This window comes from Methanomicrobiales archaeon (assembly GCA_030019205.1).
GTDB lineage: Archaea > Halobacteriota > Methanomicrobia > Methanomicrobiales > JACTUA01 > JASEFH01.
The window spans coordinates 43374-59433 of sequence record JASEFH010000001.1; the positions used below are offsets into that span (position 1 = coordinate 43374).

The 16060-nt window shown below is 60.1% G+C and carries 14 protein-coding genes; 6 read left to right on the forward strand and 8 right to left on the reverse strand.

The window, feature by feature from the left end:
* Positions 1-133 precede the first annotated feature (133 nt).
* The 8 genes from QMC96_00190 to QMC96_00225 all read right to left on the reverse strand — a co-directional run bounded on the left by QMC96_00190 (position 134) and on the right by QMC96_00225 (position 10505).
* Positions 134-1216, reverse strand: a complete 1083-nt coding sequence (locus QMC96_00190) for a mechanosensitive ion channel family protein (GenBank protein ID MDI6875177.1) — start codon at positions 1214-1216, stop codon at positions 134-136.
* Between the two features lie 1011 nt (positions 1217-2227).
* Positions 2228-3787, reverse strand: a complete 1560-nt coding sequence (locus tag QMC96_00195) for an MFS transporter (protein ID MDI6875178.1) — start codon at positions 3785-3787, stop codon at positions 2228-2230.
* Positions 3788-4394: 607 nt separating this feature from the next.
* Positions 4395-5060, reverse strand: coding sequence for a VTT domain-containing protein (locus QMC96_00200; protein MDI6875179.1), 666 nt, complete (start codon positions 5058-5060; stop codon positions 4395-4397).
* 40 nt (positions 5061-5100) lie between these two features.
* Positions 5101-6540 (reverse strand): tetratricopeptide repeat protein, encoded by a 1440-nt coding sequence (locus tag QMC96_00205; protein MDI6875180.1) that lies wholly within the window; start codon positions 6538-6540, stop codon positions 5101-5103.
* Positions 6541-6829: 289 nt separating this feature from the next.
* Positions 6830-7528, reverse strand: coding sequence for a PrsW family glutamic-type intramembrane protease (locus tag QMC96_00210; GenBank protein MDI6875181.1), 699 nt, complete (start codon positions 7526-7528; stop codon positions 6830-6832).
* A gap of 559 nt (positions 7529-8087) precedes the next feature.
* A complete protein-coding gene (locus QMC96_00215) occupies positions 8088-8330 on the reverse strand; it encodes a hypothetical protein (GenBank protein MDI6875182.1) in 243 nt (80 codons plus the stop codon).
* Between the two features lie 894 nt (positions 8331-9224).
* The gene (locus QMC96_00220) at positions 9225-9695 is read right to left on the reverse strand and encodes a YbhB/YbcL family Raf kinase inhibitor-like protein (GenBank protein MDI6875183.1); all 471 of its coding nucleotides are present in this window, start codon (positions 9693-9695) and stop codon (positions 9225-9227) included.
* Positions 9696-9794: 99 nt separating this feature from the next.
* Entirely contained in the window at positions 9795-10505 is a 711-nt protein-coding gene (locus QMC96_00225; protein MDI6875184.1) for a phosphoribosyltransferase family protein, read from the reverse strand.
* 104 nt (positions 10506-10609) lie between these two features.
* Between QMC96_00225 and QMC96_00230 the strand changes: the two genes are divergently transcribed.
* From QMC96_00230 to QMC96_00255, 6 genes are all read left to right on the forward strand, one after another.
* Positions 10610-11158, forward strand: coding sequence for a ribonuclease HI family protein (locus QMC96_00230; protein MDI6875185.1), 549 nt, complete (start codon positions 10610-10612; stop codon positions 11156-11158).
* Entirely contained in the window at positions 11155-11589 is a 435-nt protein-coding gene (gene tsaA / locus QMC96_00235) for a tRNA (N6-threonylcarbamoyladenosine(37)-N6)-methyltransferase TrmO (protein MDI6875186.1), read from the forward strand. Before QMC96_00230 ends, tsaA begins: the two co-directional genes overlap by 4 nt.
* A 215-nt stretch (positions 11590-11804) precedes the next feature.
* On the forward strand, positions 11805-12113 hold the full coding sequence (locus tag QMC96_00240; GenBank protein MDI6875187.1) for a cupredoxin domain-containing protein: 309 nt from the start codon (positions 11805-11807) through the stop codon (positions 12111-12113).
* 181 nt (positions 12114-12294) lie between these two features.
* Positions 12295-13335, forward strand: coding sequence for a fasciclin domain-containing protein (locus QMC96_00245; protein MDI6875188.1), 1041 nt, complete (start codon positions 12295-12297; stop codon positions 13333-13335).
* Positions 13336-14048: 713 nt separating this feature from the next.
* Positions 14049-14993: an Mrp/NBP35 family ATP-binding protein gene (locus QMC96_00250; GenBank protein ID MDI6875189.1), complete on the forward strand. Its 945-nt coding sequence runs from the start codon at positions 14049-14051 to the stop codon at positions 14991-14993.
* Positions 14990-15304: a hypothetical protein gene (locus QMC96_00255; protein ID MDI6875190.1), complete on the forward strand. Its 315-nt coding sequence runs from the start codon at positions 14990-14992 to the stop codon at positions 15302-15304. The genes QMC96_00250 and QMC96_00255 overlap by 4 nt, the downstream gene beginning before the upstream one ends.
* Positions 15305-16060 lie beyond the last annotated feature (756 nt).

The window sequence follows — 16060 nt, forward strand, 5'->3', positions numbered from 1 at the left end:
GTACCAGGAAGAGCCAGCATCGCGGGCGGAACGCCGGGATTAGCGTCCATGAAATGGCTGTGCAGGGATCTCCCATCTCCTCACGGGGACGCCCTCCCCTCTTTTTCCGCGCCGGGGAATCAGTTACGGAGCATCAGGGTCTTTTTCCCGAAGCCATGTACTCCATCCATGCAGGCATATATGCGATCTGAATCCCATCCTCATCGTAGCGCTTCTTCAGGGCTTTGATAAACTCGTGGATGAGGAGAAAGCGGTCCGTGGCCGTCTCTGCCTGCATGATCACGGAAAAGCGGATGCTCGTTGCCCCGAACTCGCTGTAGCGGACGAGAGGCTGGAAATCCCGCACTGCCCCGGGTACGCGGGAGATGACCTGGGACGCCACCTCGATGGTTATCCGCTCCACCCTATCGAGGTCGCTTGCGTAGCTGACTCCCAGTGGTATGCCGAATCCCATCAACGGCGTCGGGCGATCGTAGTTGGTCACGATCGACTGGCCGAGCCTGGAGTTGGGGATCACGATGGTGGTGTTGGATGGGGAGCGGATGCGGGTGCTTCTCCACCCGATCTCCTCGATGTAGCCTTCTTCGCCGCTCTCAAGACGGATCAGCTCGCCGACCTTGACCGGCCGATCGATGCTGAGGTAGAACCCGGCAAAAAAGTTGCTGAGGGGCTCCTGCACGGCCAGGGCGACTGCTATGCCGCCGATTCCCAGCGTTGCCAGGAATGGCGACACCTCCTGATCGAGGATGCTCAAAACGAGGATGAGGGCGATCAGATAGATGAAGAGCGTGATGGCAATCCGGAAGATGGGGATGAAGTGCTCGTCCAGCTCGGCCTTTGTCCTGCTCCTGAACTCATCAAAATACCAGTGCAGGATGACGTGGACGATCCGGGCCGACAGGTACGCGGAAAGGAGAACGATGAGGACGGCGAAGAGATCGTTCAGGAGTGCCGCATACGGATCGAAGAGCGAGATCGTGATCAGACCGAGGTAACAGCCTGCCAGGATCACCACGACGGGCACGAACCTCTGCAGAACGGCGAGCAGTTCGTCGTCGAGCGAGGTCTCCGTCCATACGGTGAACCGCGAGAGATACCGCTTGATGAAGAAGAAGAGTGCGCGGGTGAGAACGATGGAGCCAAGGACGATCAGAAGCGCGAAGAGGACTTCGATCACCAGATCATTGGGAACCGGGACGATATCCGTTTCGTTCACTGCTGCCCCCGTGGATGCCCCGAAGCATCGCTCTTCAATGTCCGTGCGGGCTGCAAGGCTGCACCGATTTCGCCGGCATGGTTGGTCCGGCAGGATAATAAATTTCGGTGATTATTTAACTTTTCCCACCAACGCACCCCCGTCAGGCATCGAACCGACCAATACATCAAATAGCATCTTCCTCTCTGTTGTTTTCCATCGCCATTCCCTCTTCCGTGAACGAGGAGCTTCACCTTCGTGATCCCGCGATGTTCGATCGGTCACTCTGGCAAACGGCCGGAATGCCTCGATCCCGCTGACATGGGCGGTCCCGCTCTCGGACGTGCAGCGTAGACGCTCCGATGCGCGTCGCCATAGGGCCTGTGTCGCAGCCCTCCCACCTTTCGGTAACCACGAAAGAGCCTCTCCTCGCTCTCTTCACCGTTTCTGTCGTGGAGGAGTTCGCTGCAGAGACGTCCCGGGCGATCCCCCGCCGAAACCTCTCCTCCTCTCTCGGGCATGCCGAATTCGATGGGCCATGTCTCCCGCTTATTCCCTCTCCTCTCTTTCCTCGGACCTCCGAAGTGCGCCTCGTCTGTCTCACGTTCTCCTTTCCGGATCTCGTCCGCGCCAGTATCTCGATTATCCAATGCCTGACGATCACAGGCTCGCATAGTGGTCTTGATCCCTATGGTGCATGTTCCGGGAAAACTTTCCTTGCCGAGAAGGACAACCTGAACCATGTGACGGGAGAGATTCGTCGTGCTCGAGAGATCACGCGTTGGGGGAATCCCGTTCATCAGGGCCATATCTCCTGCCGCCGCTCATCACCCCAATCCCCGCCGGGGTTCTGCTCCGACGGGAACCGCAGGAGGGACAGGTGGCAGCCCTCCTCTCTTCCGGAGATGCTCGAGAGCGATCCGATCAACGGTTTCGAGTCTCCCCGAACTCCCCGCCAATCCCTCCGATTCCCTGTCCCTTTCCCGACGAATGGCCAGGGGCAGGTCGTGCACAATTGCGAAATCATGCCGATCATCGGAACTGCAGGCACCGCAGGATGGTATCCACGCCGCTGCTCAGCGATTCGGTGGACAGCCCGTTCTGCTGCGCCTGCCGCACCTTTTCCCGGAGGTTGTTGACCGCCGAGAAGGGAAACTGGATCATGTAGCGGAGTCCGCCAGCAGTGGAGAAGTTGCGCATTTCCCGCTTCACTTCGGAGAAGAGCTCCTCAACGACCACCTTCTCGCGGACCTCCCCCATCTCCTGCACCAATGCCAGTCTGTGCATGGAGTAGATGCCGATGATGACCGCGAACGCGAAGAGAAAGTCCCAGTGCGTCAGATCCAGTGTCTGGAAGGTCAGATCATTGTAGGGGCTCGTCCAGCGGAGCGTCCATGAGAGTTCCCTCGACGAGAAGAAGTCCGCGAGGACTCCCCCGATTACCGGCGCAACTCCGGCGGCGATAGAATTCACCAGGCTGTTGCCGGCCAGGTACGAGGTTGCCTGCCCTCTGGGAGCCAGCTTTAGACCGATGTTCCCGGATGCCAGGGTCACGCCGGCTGTCGAGACTCCCATGAACGCATGTATAGCGACGAGAAGGGGCATCGTCAGGATGTGGGCATCGGGCATCGTCGTGAATGTCCACGCAAAGATGCAGATCAGGAACAGGGGCCCGCAGACCTGCAGCACGGATTTGTTGCTGAACCGGTCCGAGAACCTTCCCCAGATCTGCAGGAATGCAACGTTCGTCATCTGACTAAGGATGGAGAGCGCTACGATCGCCGACATCGGGAGGTGCAGGATCTGGATCATGTACACCGTGAAGAACGGCGATGCCAGGTTGATGGCAAAGTTCCAGGATCCCATGAACCGGATAAGCTGGCGGAAGTTCGAATCCGCAAACGGCTGCAGGAGCAGGCGATAGAACGAGGGATCCTTCATATAGGTCTCCATGCGCGGCTCCGGGATGATAGAAAGGTAGTACAGGCCGACCATACCGACAATGAATCCGATGACGAACAGGATCGAGTAGCAGTAGACTGCATTCTCCGGGAAGAGAAACCCGCCGTGATCTATGAACATGCCTGCAGTCCAGCTGACGACGATCCCGAGGCAGGTTGCCTGGAACATCCGCTTGGAAAAGAACGCTCCCAGGCGATCCTGCGGGATCAGATCCCGCATCCATGAGTTCCAGCTGCACCCCCCGATGGAGCCGAGCGCCGCGTTCAGAAAGACTGCACCGACGAGGACGATTATGCCTGTGCTGCCGCTGAACAGGAGCGGGATGGCAGCGACAAGCAGCCAGAGGGATCGGTTCAGGGCGGATGCGTAGACGGAGATCGCCCGACGCGCGCGGTACTTTTCGACCAGGTACACGCCGGGGATCTGGATCAACTGGGCAAGCGGCGGCAGCGCGGAGAGGAGTCCAATCATCAGGTTCGATGCACCCAGCTGGAGAGCGAATGCTACCAGGAAGATCCCGCCGGTGAGAGTGGTCATCGTCTGCGTGGTGAGACCATCCTTGATTACCGCGTTCAGTCCGCGCCGGATCTCCTCCTCGGTGAGGGTATCCTTGACATCCGTCAGCTTCATTCCGCTCTCATCTCTGTGCGAAGGGCGCCGCTGCAGTTCTCGTTACTCTGTCCTCTCAGGTCGCTCCTGCAGAGCCAGCATCCCGCATATTGTGCCAAGAGAATTTTCTGAGGAGCATTATGATGGTAACGGGAATTTATTGCATTACTAAGATCCTCGTATTCTGAAAACAGGACAATATTTGGGGATAAAAAGGATGATTCCGGCATGATTGTCCCATGAGGGCGAATCGCCATCCGCGCAGATGCATTCCGGCAGGAGCATGCAAATTTCTTTCTTTGCTGGAAGAACAGAGCACCATAGGGGTCAGGTTTCATATCGTCAGCTTTATAACCAGGGTTATCCTCTCGGGCGACCAACCGGCATCTGCCGACGTTGCGCGTGCACCGCCTGTCCGTTCAAGGGATGCTGCCGCCGCTGATCCACCCGTCAGAAGACCGGGGTTCGGGACGTACTGCGGCATCGAGGGCGATGGGATTCCCGGAACCGGCACGCTGCGTATCGTCATCCGGGTGGGGGATCTGGCAGTCGGGAGACGATTGGGCTGCCTGCCGGAGAGGTGTTGCGGATGCCCCAGCGAACCCCGTTCGGACAGGCGCGGCTCGTTTCAGGCGGATGTTCGGACGATGCGGGTCAATTTCACGGCGATCACCGCCGCAGTGATGACCGTCAGGAGAACGAATGCATATACCAGCAGTCCGATCCCCTGCCTGACGATGCCAAGGTTGCCGAAGAAGTAGCCTCCGAGGAGGAACAGCAGCGCCCATGCGGTACATGCGACGATACTGTACCGCAGGAATCGTCGATAGGGCATCGAAACCGTGCCGGCGAGGAACGGCGTGAACGTTCGGATATAGGGGAACGGTCTCGCCAGGACGATGGCCGCTCCCCCGTAGCTGGCATAGAATCTGCGGGTCTTCTCCAGATAGTCCCCCCGCACCGCACGGAGATAGCGGGATTCGAATATGCGCGGTCCCAGATGCCTGCCCAGCCCATAGTTCACCGTGTCGCAGGCAACTGCAGCCGAGAGAAAGACGACGATCAGCCAGCCGAGATCGAGGCTACCGCTGGCGGCAAGCGCCCCGGCAACGAACAGGAGAGTGTTCCCCGGCAGGAATGGCGTGAATACGATTCCAGCCTCGAGGAAGATAAGGAGGAAGAAGATGATGTATGTCCAGCTGCCATAGTCCCCGATGATCGCCTGCATATTCTGGCCAACATCGATGAATGGCAGGAAGTCCATGGCAGCTCCGTACCAGTACATGTGTGCCATAAAGTATATGGGTGATTCGGAGGCGGGGTGCGAGAATCGATCAGTTACCTGCATCCAGGAGCCGGGCCCGCTCCCGGCTATCGGCAGCCTCGGATGTTTTTCCGAGTTTCTGAAGGACATCTGCCCGGTACCTCCATACGATCCCGCGGTCGGGTTCGAGTGCCAGAACCCGATCGAGGGACTGCAGGGCTTCCGGAAACCGCTCAAGCTGGATCAAGAGCAGGCTCTTCTGCATCCAGACCGCGGCGCTGGAAGGTGTACGGGAAAGCACCCTGTTAAAACAGGCTTCGGCTTCCTCCAGCCTTCCAACCTGGCGAAGGACGATGCCCCGGTTGGTCAAGGCGACCGGATGATCCGGGTCGATCTCCAGGACGCGATCGAAGCAGGAGAGCGCCTCCTCGTGCCTGCCGGTTCGTCGGTACTCCCTTCCCCGGGCGTTGAGATCCTCGACGAGGAGATAGACATCCACGTCGCTCCGCCGAATCTCAACGCCCTCTTCTGCCTTCCGAGACGCCTCCCGCGGGCGGCTGTAGAAGCCCAGTTCCGATGTTTTCCATGCCGGCAAACCGCGGGGGCGGTCTTCCGCCTTCGATCCCTGCCGCAGCGGAACTGCGGGGATCTCGGAGATCTGCGGCACGGAAGCTCGCCGCCCTCCCCTCGTTGCGGGGATCCCCTCTTCCGGGAGCATCTCCCCTTTCCCCGGGCGAGAGCGCGGGGGATTCGCGACAGCGTTATTTTCAGCGCAGGAGTAGACTCCTACGCCCTCCTCGCCGCAGCGGATCTCTATCTTTGCCATCGCCCGCGTGCGTGCGACGCTCGAACCCGCAGGAGGGGATCTCCCCCGCGGGCTTCGGGTTCGAGCGTCGTTCTCTACCACCGGCATCGTGGGAGCATCGACTCCATCCATGCAGTCCGTCGCCCCGCCACCCGATCCTCCCGCCTCGCGGACGAGGGATTCCAGAGCGGCGAGCCGTCCGATCACCTCGACGATCGGCGCTCCCAATTCCTTCAGCGTGCAGGCGACCCCGTCCCCACATTTTCCTGCGGTATCCACCCTCTCCAGGCTCTTCTCCAGTTTTCCCCTCGCGAGTGCAATACGGGAGGAGAGTTCTGAGAGCCGGGAATGCGCACAGCCCTGCCCGCTTTCGCATATGCCCGCCCGCAGAAGCAGAATCCTGGCCTCGAGGAGATATGCGCTGGCATCGGGCGGAAGGATGCCATGGCGCATGCACTCCCAGAGCGTGCGGTCGGGGGATAGCAGCAGGTCCGCTGCCTCCAGGACTCCCGCTCTCACTGCGGCAACGGCATCCTCAACAGGATCAGCGATCCTGATCTCTCGGGAGGCGTCCGCCTGCGGATCCCCCTCGACGGGATCGTCTCTTCGGAGCCGGGCCGATCCTGTATCCTGCCCCTCCGCGACGGCATGCCTCTCCTGCGGTTCCGTCTTTCCACGGGCGGGCTCGATCCAGACGATCGGCACCGCTTCTCGCGGTCGCCCGGCTGGCCAGTCATGGCCAGCCGGTATCCTTTGGGGATGCACCGTGGAGGCACTTTCCGGAAGATCCGGGTTGCCCGGTAGATGCCCGCGGCGCAACAGCCCCCTCCATCTCCCGATCCTCTCGCTCATGCTCCGCCGATAGAATCGGACCTGCTGGGTTAAAAACCGGTATGATTCCCGTCTGCCGGCCCTCCCGCCGGGATGTTCTCCAGGAGGGTTCTGCAGGTCGGAAACGATCGACGGGATTTCCGGATGGAACAACAGAATGCCGCTATGGGTTCTCCTCCAATGCGGTGCGGATGTTGCGGTTCACCAGGAGCCACAGGATCGGCACCAGAAAGAATACGAGAGCGACAAGACCGATGAAGAGCTGGATGCTGGCCAGGAGATTGAAGACACTATGGAAGAACATTGCCAGGAGCAGGCCGCGCACGATCGCTCCCTCGGGATTCGGAGCCGCCCCGAATTTTGCCTGTCCGAGGGAAAAACCCCACATGCTGGATATGAGCGGATGTGCGGGGACGGATACGAGTGCGCGAAACGTGTATGTGGTCACTGCATCGACCGGCGAGGAGAGGAACGCGTAGAGGATGTACCATGCATTCTCGATGGCGGCAAAACCGAGCGCTGCTGCGGCGCCGTACAGGATGCCATCCATGGGTTCGCTGAACTCCCTGTTCTCGTACACCGTGTTCCGGACGACGCAGAATTTGGCATACTCTTCGACGAGGGGCGCTATCGCGACGGCAAGCAGGAATGCGCCGATCGCCGATGTGAAGAGAATTCCGGCCACCCCTGCCAGGATGCCTTCGATGATGGCGACGGGAAACGCGATCAGGATCCCGTAGAGGAAAATCCTCGCCACCATCGCCCGCGGCTCCGGTTCGATTCTGTCCCGGGAATAGAAGTACCACAGCCAGAAGACGCCGGGTGCAAAGCCGATGGCAAATACGGTGAGCGTAATATGCATTTTCGCCACCGATCACACCCTGCGCATTGAAAAATGTTCCCGGTGGTCCGATCAAAGACGACCGTTCCCCGGTACCGGGAATGGGTGAACTCCGAGATAAGCCCCCCGGCGGGCAGGGGGCGAGGTCGGCCCCGTCGGGGCAGTCCGAACCATCGCGGGTTGAACCCCTTCTCCCGGCGGTCAGAGCGGGCTTCCACAGAAATCGGAGGCTGGCAGTCTGCACGATCCCGTTCGGATGCGCAACGGGGACCCCAGGTCCCCGATTTGGCGTTTCAGTCTCCCCGGCCTTCCGGGACCCGGTGAGGGGGACATGGAGGGGCGACTGCCCTTCCCTCCCTACCCCGCGTGCGGCACATTCGAATACCGGGAGGCGGCAGACAGGAGGATTGCGAACACCTGCGAAGGCGGGGTATCCCCCGGAATCCGTGCAATGCACTGTGCAGGGGTCATCGGGACGCACGGAGAGAATGCAGCTGCGATGGCATCGGCCTCCCTACCTGCTTCCGCCCTGAACGCCGGCATGGGAGTGGCGGATGGATGGGAGCGAGCTGGACCGGGCCTAATCGTGGGGGACTCCTGCCGGAGTAATGGAGCGGCGGCGGGAGAGCGAATCGACCAGTCTGCGCACGTCTCCGTACCGCCTCCGGATACCGCAGATTCGAGTCAGGGCGGCATCCAACTGAACGAAGTCCTGCCGTTCCAGTGCTGCAACGGCCATATCTGTGAGCTGCAGGAGCGTGTATAGGTCGGCGGCAGAGAGGTAGGATCCTGGCAGGGGATACGGGGCTGCAACCGATGTCATGTATCGATCTTACCGTACATAAAAACGTACAAATATAAATCCTTGCTGCAGCCATGCTGATTCTGGAAGTCTCCGCGTGAATATGCCTGGTTGGTGCAGCACCTCGCAGGTCTGCCTGCCGTTGTCCTCAAAACGTAGTTTAAAAGGCCTCCAGTCTAGTACGCTGGCACCCGTTTATCGATGCACGGGCCCATGCGGAAGGTTGAGGATCGGTGTTCATCGCATACCTCGCTTTCCAACCCGTCCCGGGTATGCCGTCCCTGGGGTTCCAGGAAACGGGTGCTGCATCGGAATGCTGATGGCTGCACCGGGGTTCAGCCGGCTAGGAACCTCTGGTTCCCCAACGAAGGAGAGACCGTGGCTCAGCTGCGAGGGGACCTTCGGTTCCACGGAGAAACGCTCTACGGCGCAGCATGTATCCGTCCTGCGGGTCGCGTCCCGGGGGAGAGGAATCCTGCGCTAGATGCGTCCCGGGCAGACAGCCTCTCCTCCGGGATCGCATGCTGAAGGGGGGCCGCTAGCGGATGGGGCCGGCCAGCCCGGTAAATTTTCCGCCCTTGAGAGGATCACGATAGATCTTGGGGTTCAGGTGTTCGGGAACAAGGGCAGGCAGCGGCTCACGCGGATGCGGGGACCCGAAGGGATAGCGCACTGCCGGCAGGTGGGAACTGTCCGGTCGAGAGCCTTCAGCGGATAGCGTCTCGGACGTGCCATTGGCATCGCCACGGAGGCATCGGAAGGGGGAACTGCGGATGTCGATGTGATTGCGGGAGGAGGACAGGGGGTTCTCCGCCGACCCGATTTTCGAGAGGGTCGACCGTCTCCCGTCCGGTGACGAACGATAGGAGGGATCCTGCCGGAGTCTGCCAGGGAAGGGTCTGTTCGGCAGAGCATTCAGCGGGTACACATGGCAAACGTGCTCCCGAACTGCAGGACATGTCCCCGCATCGCATGGAGGAGATCGTGTTTGTTCGAGCCGGGCGCCACATCCAACATCGTGTCCAGCCCGTAGACTTTGAAGTAATACCGGTGTGTCTCTCCGGGAGGCGGGCAGGGTCCCGTATACCCGACGTTGCCGTAGTCGTTCACCCCCTGAATCGCGCGGATGGGTGACTCGACGATAGGTTCGTGGGGTATGCCGGCGGGTATCAGGAAAGTTGCAGGAATGTTCCAGATTGCCCAGGGGCAGAAGGAGCAGCCTCTCTCATATGGGTTTACCGCCACGATTGCTATCGAGGGCGCATTCAGCCCTTTCAGCCGGATCTGAGGGGACAGGTTCCCTCCCTCGCAGGTATGTTCTGCGGGGAAAATGCTGAACCCCAGCCGGACGGTGATCGCCTCCATATCCCCCTCTCGCTCTCCCATCCCATAAAGACTGCCGGGGCGGCAGGAACGGGAAAGCCCCACCCCCCACATACGAATACATCCGTGCGGGTGCAATCCGGCCAGGGTATCTCCCTCCGGCTAGGCAGCCTCCGCTCCTGCGTGACCGATCGCCCTCGCCTGTCGGAGATACTGCATCACCTCGCCTTCGGTGAGATCGTGCCAGTGTTCGTAGGCTTCTGCAACCGCAAAGAAGGGGCCGCTCCGGATATTCGGGCACACCACCACGTCGACCTTCTCCGCGACCTCCGATACGGTGGCAGGCGGGCCCGTTGGAACGGCGGCGATGATGCGTGCCGGTGAGAGACTGCGTATCGATTCGATGGCCGCGACCATAGTATATCCGGCAGCGAGACCGTCGTCGGTGATGACGGCATCCCTCCCCTCCACGTTCAGGACGGGTCTCCCTCCGCTGAACGCTCTGACTCTATCCTGCACGTTCGCCCGCGTTGCTTCCACCTCCCGGCGGATATCCCGTTCGTTCAGGCGGAGCTGGTTGGCCAGATCCTCGTCGATGATCACCCTGCCGTCCCACGCCACGGCACCAAAACCCGACTCCGGGTTCCAGGGTACATGCACTTTGCGGACGACGGCCACATTCAGCGGGCAGTTCAGGGTCCGTGCCACCTCCAGACCGATTGGCACACCCCCCGACGGTATGGCACAGACTACCGGATTCAGGATCTCGGGGATCTCCCTTACCATCGCTGCCAGTCTTCTCCCCGCGTCAGCTCGATCGACGAAGACATGCACTCTATTGCGCAGATCCGGATCTTCGACTATTCTTCCCATGGCTGGTTTCCTCACTCCGCCGGTACAGCGCACTCCTGCGCCAGCCGACGGCAAGGGGTGAACGACGCAGGAGTTTATGTATATTTGCAGCTCATATTGACAGGATGGTTCGGCGTCCCCTGCCCGCCTTCAGGGCGCGGGGCGCCGACAATCCGGCAATAGCCGAAGGGTACGGTTACCGGTTCTCAGCCGTGGCGGTGGATGCGATGCGCGCCGAGGAGGAGGTGTGGATATATGCCGACGGGGCGTCCAGGGGCAATCCGGGGCCGGCCTGCTTCGCGTTCGTTCTGGTGCAGGGAGGAGCGATCCTGTTCGAAGGGCACGGATATGCCGGTGTAACGACGAACAACGTGGCGGAGTACCGGGCGATCATCCATGGGCTCATGGAGGCGGCGCGGCAGGGTGGTGCGCGCATCGTGGTATGCTCGGACAGCGAGCTCGTGATCCGCCAGATCACGGGGGAGTACCGCATACGAAAGGACCACCTGGCTGACCTGTGTGCACAGGTTCATTCGCTCTCCCGCCGCTTCGAACAGGTGCGCTTCCAGCACGCACCGCGGACAGAGCGCTACATCCAGCGCGCGGATGCGCTCTGCAACCGGTGCCTGGACGAGCACAGAGAGAGGCGACGGAGCGGGGTGAGCACTGCTTGATCCTGAAGCCGATAGGGGTGGTGCATTCTCTCTACCGAACCCGCACGGATGCGCCGCGTCAGGGGCGGTTTGGCGATGCGGTCTCCGAGCTGGAGATCTATCCCGAGTACACCGAGGGTCTCCACCTCCTGGAGAGAAACCGGTACCTGATCGTTCTTACCTGGTTTCATCTCGCCGAGCGGCACACGCTGCGCGTCCTGCCCCCGCACCGGCAGGAAGAGCACGGGGTCTTTGCAACCCGATCCCCCGACCGACCGAATCCCATAGGGATCTCATTAGTGAAACTGCTGGGCATAGAGAAAAACCGAATCTTCGTGCAGTGGCTGGATGCGATCGACGGCACTCCTCTCCTCGATATCAAGCCGTTCTCTCGCGATCTGGATTGCGTGAACCAGGAGGAGAACGTCACGCAAAGAGGTACGTCTCGCTGAAGAGCGGAACGCGGTGCGATTCTCTCCCATACCGCTGCGACACCATCGTTCACGGACCGAGGCATCCGAAGTCGATGCCGCATGCCGGCATTGAATATTCATCCGTTTCGAACGTATCCGCCTCGATCCGGCAACCTGGTTGGATTCCAGGCATCGAGGCATGCACCAAAGCATTATTACAGGGTTCCGGCTCTTTCTGATCCCATCAGGGAGGGATGTCTGTGGTGATTGTATGCCTGACCGCACGCAACATGGCCTTTGACACGGATAGCATAACGGTTCCCGCCGCTGCCGAGGTGACCGTTCAGTTCCGGAACCTGGACGACGGAATCTCCCATAATCTCTCCGTCTACCGCTCGCCCGATCGGGTGGACACGATCTTCAGGGGAGAGCCCATCTCCGGTCCGGGGATCGCCAGCTATACGTTCACGGCACCCCGGGAGCCGGGCACGTACTACTTTCAATGCGATATGTACCCCGACCTCATGTACGGAGAGTTCATCGTCGAGGAGGAGGGCGTTTAAGGAAAACGCCGTGATGAGGCTGCCCGGAGAATTCTTTCCTTCACGACCGGGTGCCCGTTCCTGCGGTGCTCGGCATACTTCCGGGGTGCATCCGGGAGTCCCGACCGGATTCGCATCGTGCATAACCCTTGCCGGTCTCTCCGAAAAGCATTTAAACGAGATGGTGATCTCTGCCGGGCGTATGAAGAGACATTATCGTACCCTGGCATCCCTGGCGGTAGTGATCGTCTTCGCCCTGCTCGCAGTAGCGGGGGCTCAAGAGGGGCTGGGGAATGTGACCCCCAACGAGACGGCCGCAGGGATGAACCTCACCGACGGGAATGTGACTCTGGAGAGGAACATCGCAGAGATCGTCAACGCCACCGAGGATCTCTCCACACTGAACACAGCCCTGGAGGCGACCACTCTCAACCAGACGCTCCAGGAGCCGGGTCCCTTCACGGTCTTCGCCCCGACAAATGCCGCCTTCGACAGCCTGCCCCCGGGCGTTCTGGATGCGCTGCTCCAGAACGCGTCGCGGAATGCGACCGAGCAGCGGAACATGACGCAGCAGCAGAACGTTACCCAGAACCAGACCGGGAACCTCACCCAGCAGCAGAACATGACACAACAGCGGAACATGACACAACAGCAGAACATGACACAACAGCAGAACATGACCGGAAACCAGACCGGGAACCTAACCGATATCCTGCTCTACCATGTCGTGGCGGGGAACTACAGCGAGATGGAGCTGATGAATCTCACCACTCTGCAGACGCTCCAGGGGGAGAATCTCACGATCGGGACAGTAAACGGCAACCTCACGGTCAACAACGCCACAGTCGAGAGTATTATCCCGGCCAGCAATGGGTTCGTCTATACCATCGATGCCGTTCTGATGCCGGGAGAGGCTAATGTGACCGCGAATGAGACGGTCCCGTCTGAGCTGACGGCGAATGCGAGTCTGGTAATTACAAACGAGTCCGTGACCCCCGCGACGGTCACGGTTCCGGGCGGTGCGCAGGTGAGTCTCACCGTGGAGAACCAGGATCTCGACGACGAGCACAATATCATCGTCTACCGTGCCGACAACCGTGACGACATCCTGTTCCAGAGCACGATGATCCCTGCGGGGAATACGGAAGAGTTCACGTTCATTGCTCCCGGTGAGCCGGGAACGTACGCCTTCGAGGTGGGTCCCGGACCCGACACCATGACTGGCGAGTTCATCGTGGAATAGGATCGTCGACCGGCATAACCCAGAGCAGCGACTGCAGAGGAAATCGGGCGAACGGTCTTCGGGGGAGGGATTGCCTCCCCCGAAGACATTTGCAGGCTGCCGGAGAGCAGATATCCGATTCCACCGGTCCGTTGCCCCGGCCCGAGGATCTCCCCTGACTGTCACGGCAGAATTCGGCTGCTCGCAACGCCGGATCCCCCGCTTTCTCCAGATCAGGCCTTTCATATCCGCAGGGGGACAGGGGCTGAACCGCCCTTTTCCTTTCAGCCAGGCACGTAAGGACGTCATACCGGGTCCATTCGTTGGCACCCCCGTTTCCGGATAGAGCAGGCTCCCGCAGCCGCGGTTCACCGCTTCGCCGCGAGCACGGCGGAGACCGATCCCGCAACGGGGGCGATGAGGACCTCTTCTGAACGGCAATCCTGCGAACAGCGTCAGATTGCCCGCCTGCCAGAGCATTCGGCAGAACCCACCTGCGCCCGCATGAATTCCGCTCCCCCGGTGAGCGGACGATTCGCTGTTCAGGGACGCTCGCACTGCCGCTCTTGCCGCCTTTCGGGAGGGTCGGACGGCAGCCGGCGCCTGCCCATCCGGGGATGGTGCGCAGATTCGGGGTATCGAAAATTTGGAAAAGAACGAATATGGCTCCGATTCCGGGACTGTCCAGCCAAATTTATATAATCTGGCATATCAAGAATAGAGGAAGGATGAAAATGGTAAAAAATTCCTCGAACACAGGCAGAAAAAATCCAGAAAATGCGGCAGAGCAGAAGCAGAATCCCGGAGCGGAAGAGTGCCCGGGAACCTGTGAAACCTGTCCGCATGCCCAGGGATGTCCTCCCGAGCAGAAAAGGGCTGTTCAGGCAGGAATGCCGGAGAAAGCCCGGATCAGCGTCAGACATGTCATTCTGGTTCTGAGCGGAAAGGGAGGCGTCGGAAAGAGTACAGTTTCCGTTAATTTGGCTACGGCACTCGCGAACCACGGATACAAGGTCGGGCTTGCGGATCTGGATATTCACGGCCCCAATATCCCCAGCATGCTCGGCGTGGAGGGGCAGCAGCTCGGAATCCTGGGCAACAAGATAGAGCCGGTGCGCGTGACGGGGAATCTCAGCGTGATCTCCATGGCGTTTCTGCTGCCGAAGAAAGAGACGCCGATCATATGGAGGGGCCCGATGAAGATGTCAGCGATCCGTCAGTTCCTCGAGGACGTGGACTGGGGCGATCTCGATTACCTGGTCGTCGATCTCCCTCCGGGGACGGGCGACGAGGCGCTCTCGATCATCCAGCTGGCGCCGCACATCACCGGTGCAGTCATCGTGACCACGCCGCAGGATGTGGCGACTCTGGATGCCCGAAAGGCCGTCAAATTCATCGAGAAGCTGGATCTCAGAGTTCTCGGGATCGTAGAGAATATGAGCGGGATGGTCTGCCCCCACTGTGGAGAGGAGATCGACCTCTTCGGGAGCGGTGGCGGCAAAAAGGCTGCAGAGGAGCTCGGCGTACCCTTCCTGGGTGCCATTCCCGTAGACCCGGAGATGCGCAAGGCTGCCGACGAGGGAAGGCCGTTCATCATACGGAGGGGCACGGACAACCCCACCTGGACGGCTGTCGACCAGGTTATGGAGAACCTGATCAAGGTAGTTGAGGGCGAATGAACCCCGAGTACATGGATGTTCTGCGGGGGGATCAGGAACCGCTTGAGATCTTCAACGACGTGGTTCGGTCACTCCAGGATCTGGAGCAGTTCCCCTTCCTTCTTGAGAAGATCTGCAGAGAGGCAATCACTCTCGATGTGGATGCATCCGAGCGGTTCCGATTCGCGCTCTGGCGCCTCCAGATCCATGCCGACATTCACAGGTATCAGGACATGGAGCAGGCGCAGAAGGCCAAGTATGTAGCGCAGGTTCTGGAGAAGCTGATATTCGGTTCGCTGATGCTGGAGCAGGAAAATTTCAGCCGTGATTAGATCCCCCTTTTATCGCTCTTTTTCGTAAGCCCCGACGTTTTGATCGGGACCGGCCGGGGAGGAGAGCGCTGAATAATGTTTGCGGGGTGTATCTGTGGATCCGGGAGGTGGAGCCAGGAGCGCCCGCATTTTCTCCTCACCGCGATCTGGCATGTAGTGCCATGCAGCCGAAACAGCATCCCGCGGGTTCCGGGTTGCATGCCGCACGCTCCTCCTGCACGATGCCGTGGAGTTCGTGACCACTGGTCTTCGGGATACGGTGAGCCATCCGCACCCTGCAAAATTTGACGCTATTTCGGCTCTTTAGAAACGTTCTCCGGTGTATTTCCGTACCGATCCCACGGATAACCCGTCGATGATTCTCCCCACCGCAGCCCGGAGAGGGCTGCTCCCTCGGAGAGGGGGATCGTGCGATAAGCCCGTATAGGACGATGAATACCGGGTGGAAGCCTCTCTATCGCACGAAAGGGGAGGGAGGTGCGAACCCCTCTCCCTTGGAATATCAGAGCCGTCACCATGCTCCTGATGAGGGTTTACCACGAAAAAGTAAGATCCGGATCACCCGCCCGACGGATCGAGTTCCTGGATCCTGTATCCGGCTCTGCGAAGGATTTCGATAACCTACGGGATGGACAGGGAATGGGAAGATGCTGTGAGGGAGACAGACCTCCATTTCCGAGGAACCCGCTCTTCCGAGTAGAAGTCTCGTTTCTTGAGCATCGTCCACAAGATAGGATTTTTCGAGCAACGGCAACA

Bases quoted from the DNA above. Each gene is read 5' to 3' on its own strand.
- QMC96_00195 (MDI6875178.1), bottom strand. From the start codon at position 3,787: ATGAAGCTGACGGATGTCAAGGATACCCTCACCGAGGAGGAGATCCGG.
- QMC96_00200 (MDI6875179.1), bottom strand. From the start codon at position 5,060: ATGGCACACATGTACTGGTACGGAGCTGCCATGGACTTCCTGCCATTC.
- QMC96_00210 (MDI6875181.1), bottom strand. From the start codon at position 7,528: ATGCATATTACGCTCACCGTATTTGCCATCGGCTTTGCACCCGGCGTC.
- QMC96_00215 (MDI6875182.1), bottom strand. From the start codon at position 8,330: ATGACATCGGTTGCAGCCCCGTATCCCCTGCCAGGATCCTACCTCTCT.
- QMC96_00220 (MDI6875183.1), bottom strand. From the start codon at position 9,695: ATGGGAGAGCGAGAGGGGGATATGGAGGCGATCACCGTCCGGCTGGGG.
- QMC96_00225 (MDI6875184.1), bottom strand. From the start codon at position 10,505: ATGGGAAGAATAGTCGAAGATCCGGATCTGCGCAATAGAGTGCATGTC.
- QMC96_00230 (MDI6875185.1), top strand. From the start codon at position 10,610: ATGGTTCGGCGTCCCCTGCCCGCCTTCAGGGCGCGGGGCGCCGACAAT.
- QMC96_00240 (MDI6875187.1), top strand. From the start codon at position 11,805: ATGTCTGTGGTGATTGTATGCCTGACCGCACGCAACATGGCCTTTGAC.
- QMC96_00245 (MDI6875188.1), top strand. From the start codon at position 12,295: ATGAAGAGACATTATCGTACCCTGGCATCCCTGGCGGTAGTGATCGTC.
- QMC96_00250 (MDI6875189.1), top strand. From the start codon at position 14,049: ATGGTAAAAAATTCCTCGAACACAGGCAGAAAAAATCCAGAAAATGCG.
- QMC96_00255 (MDI6875190.1), top strand. From the start codon at position 14,990: ATGAACCCCGAGTACATGGATGTTCTGCGGGGGGATCAGGAACCGCTT.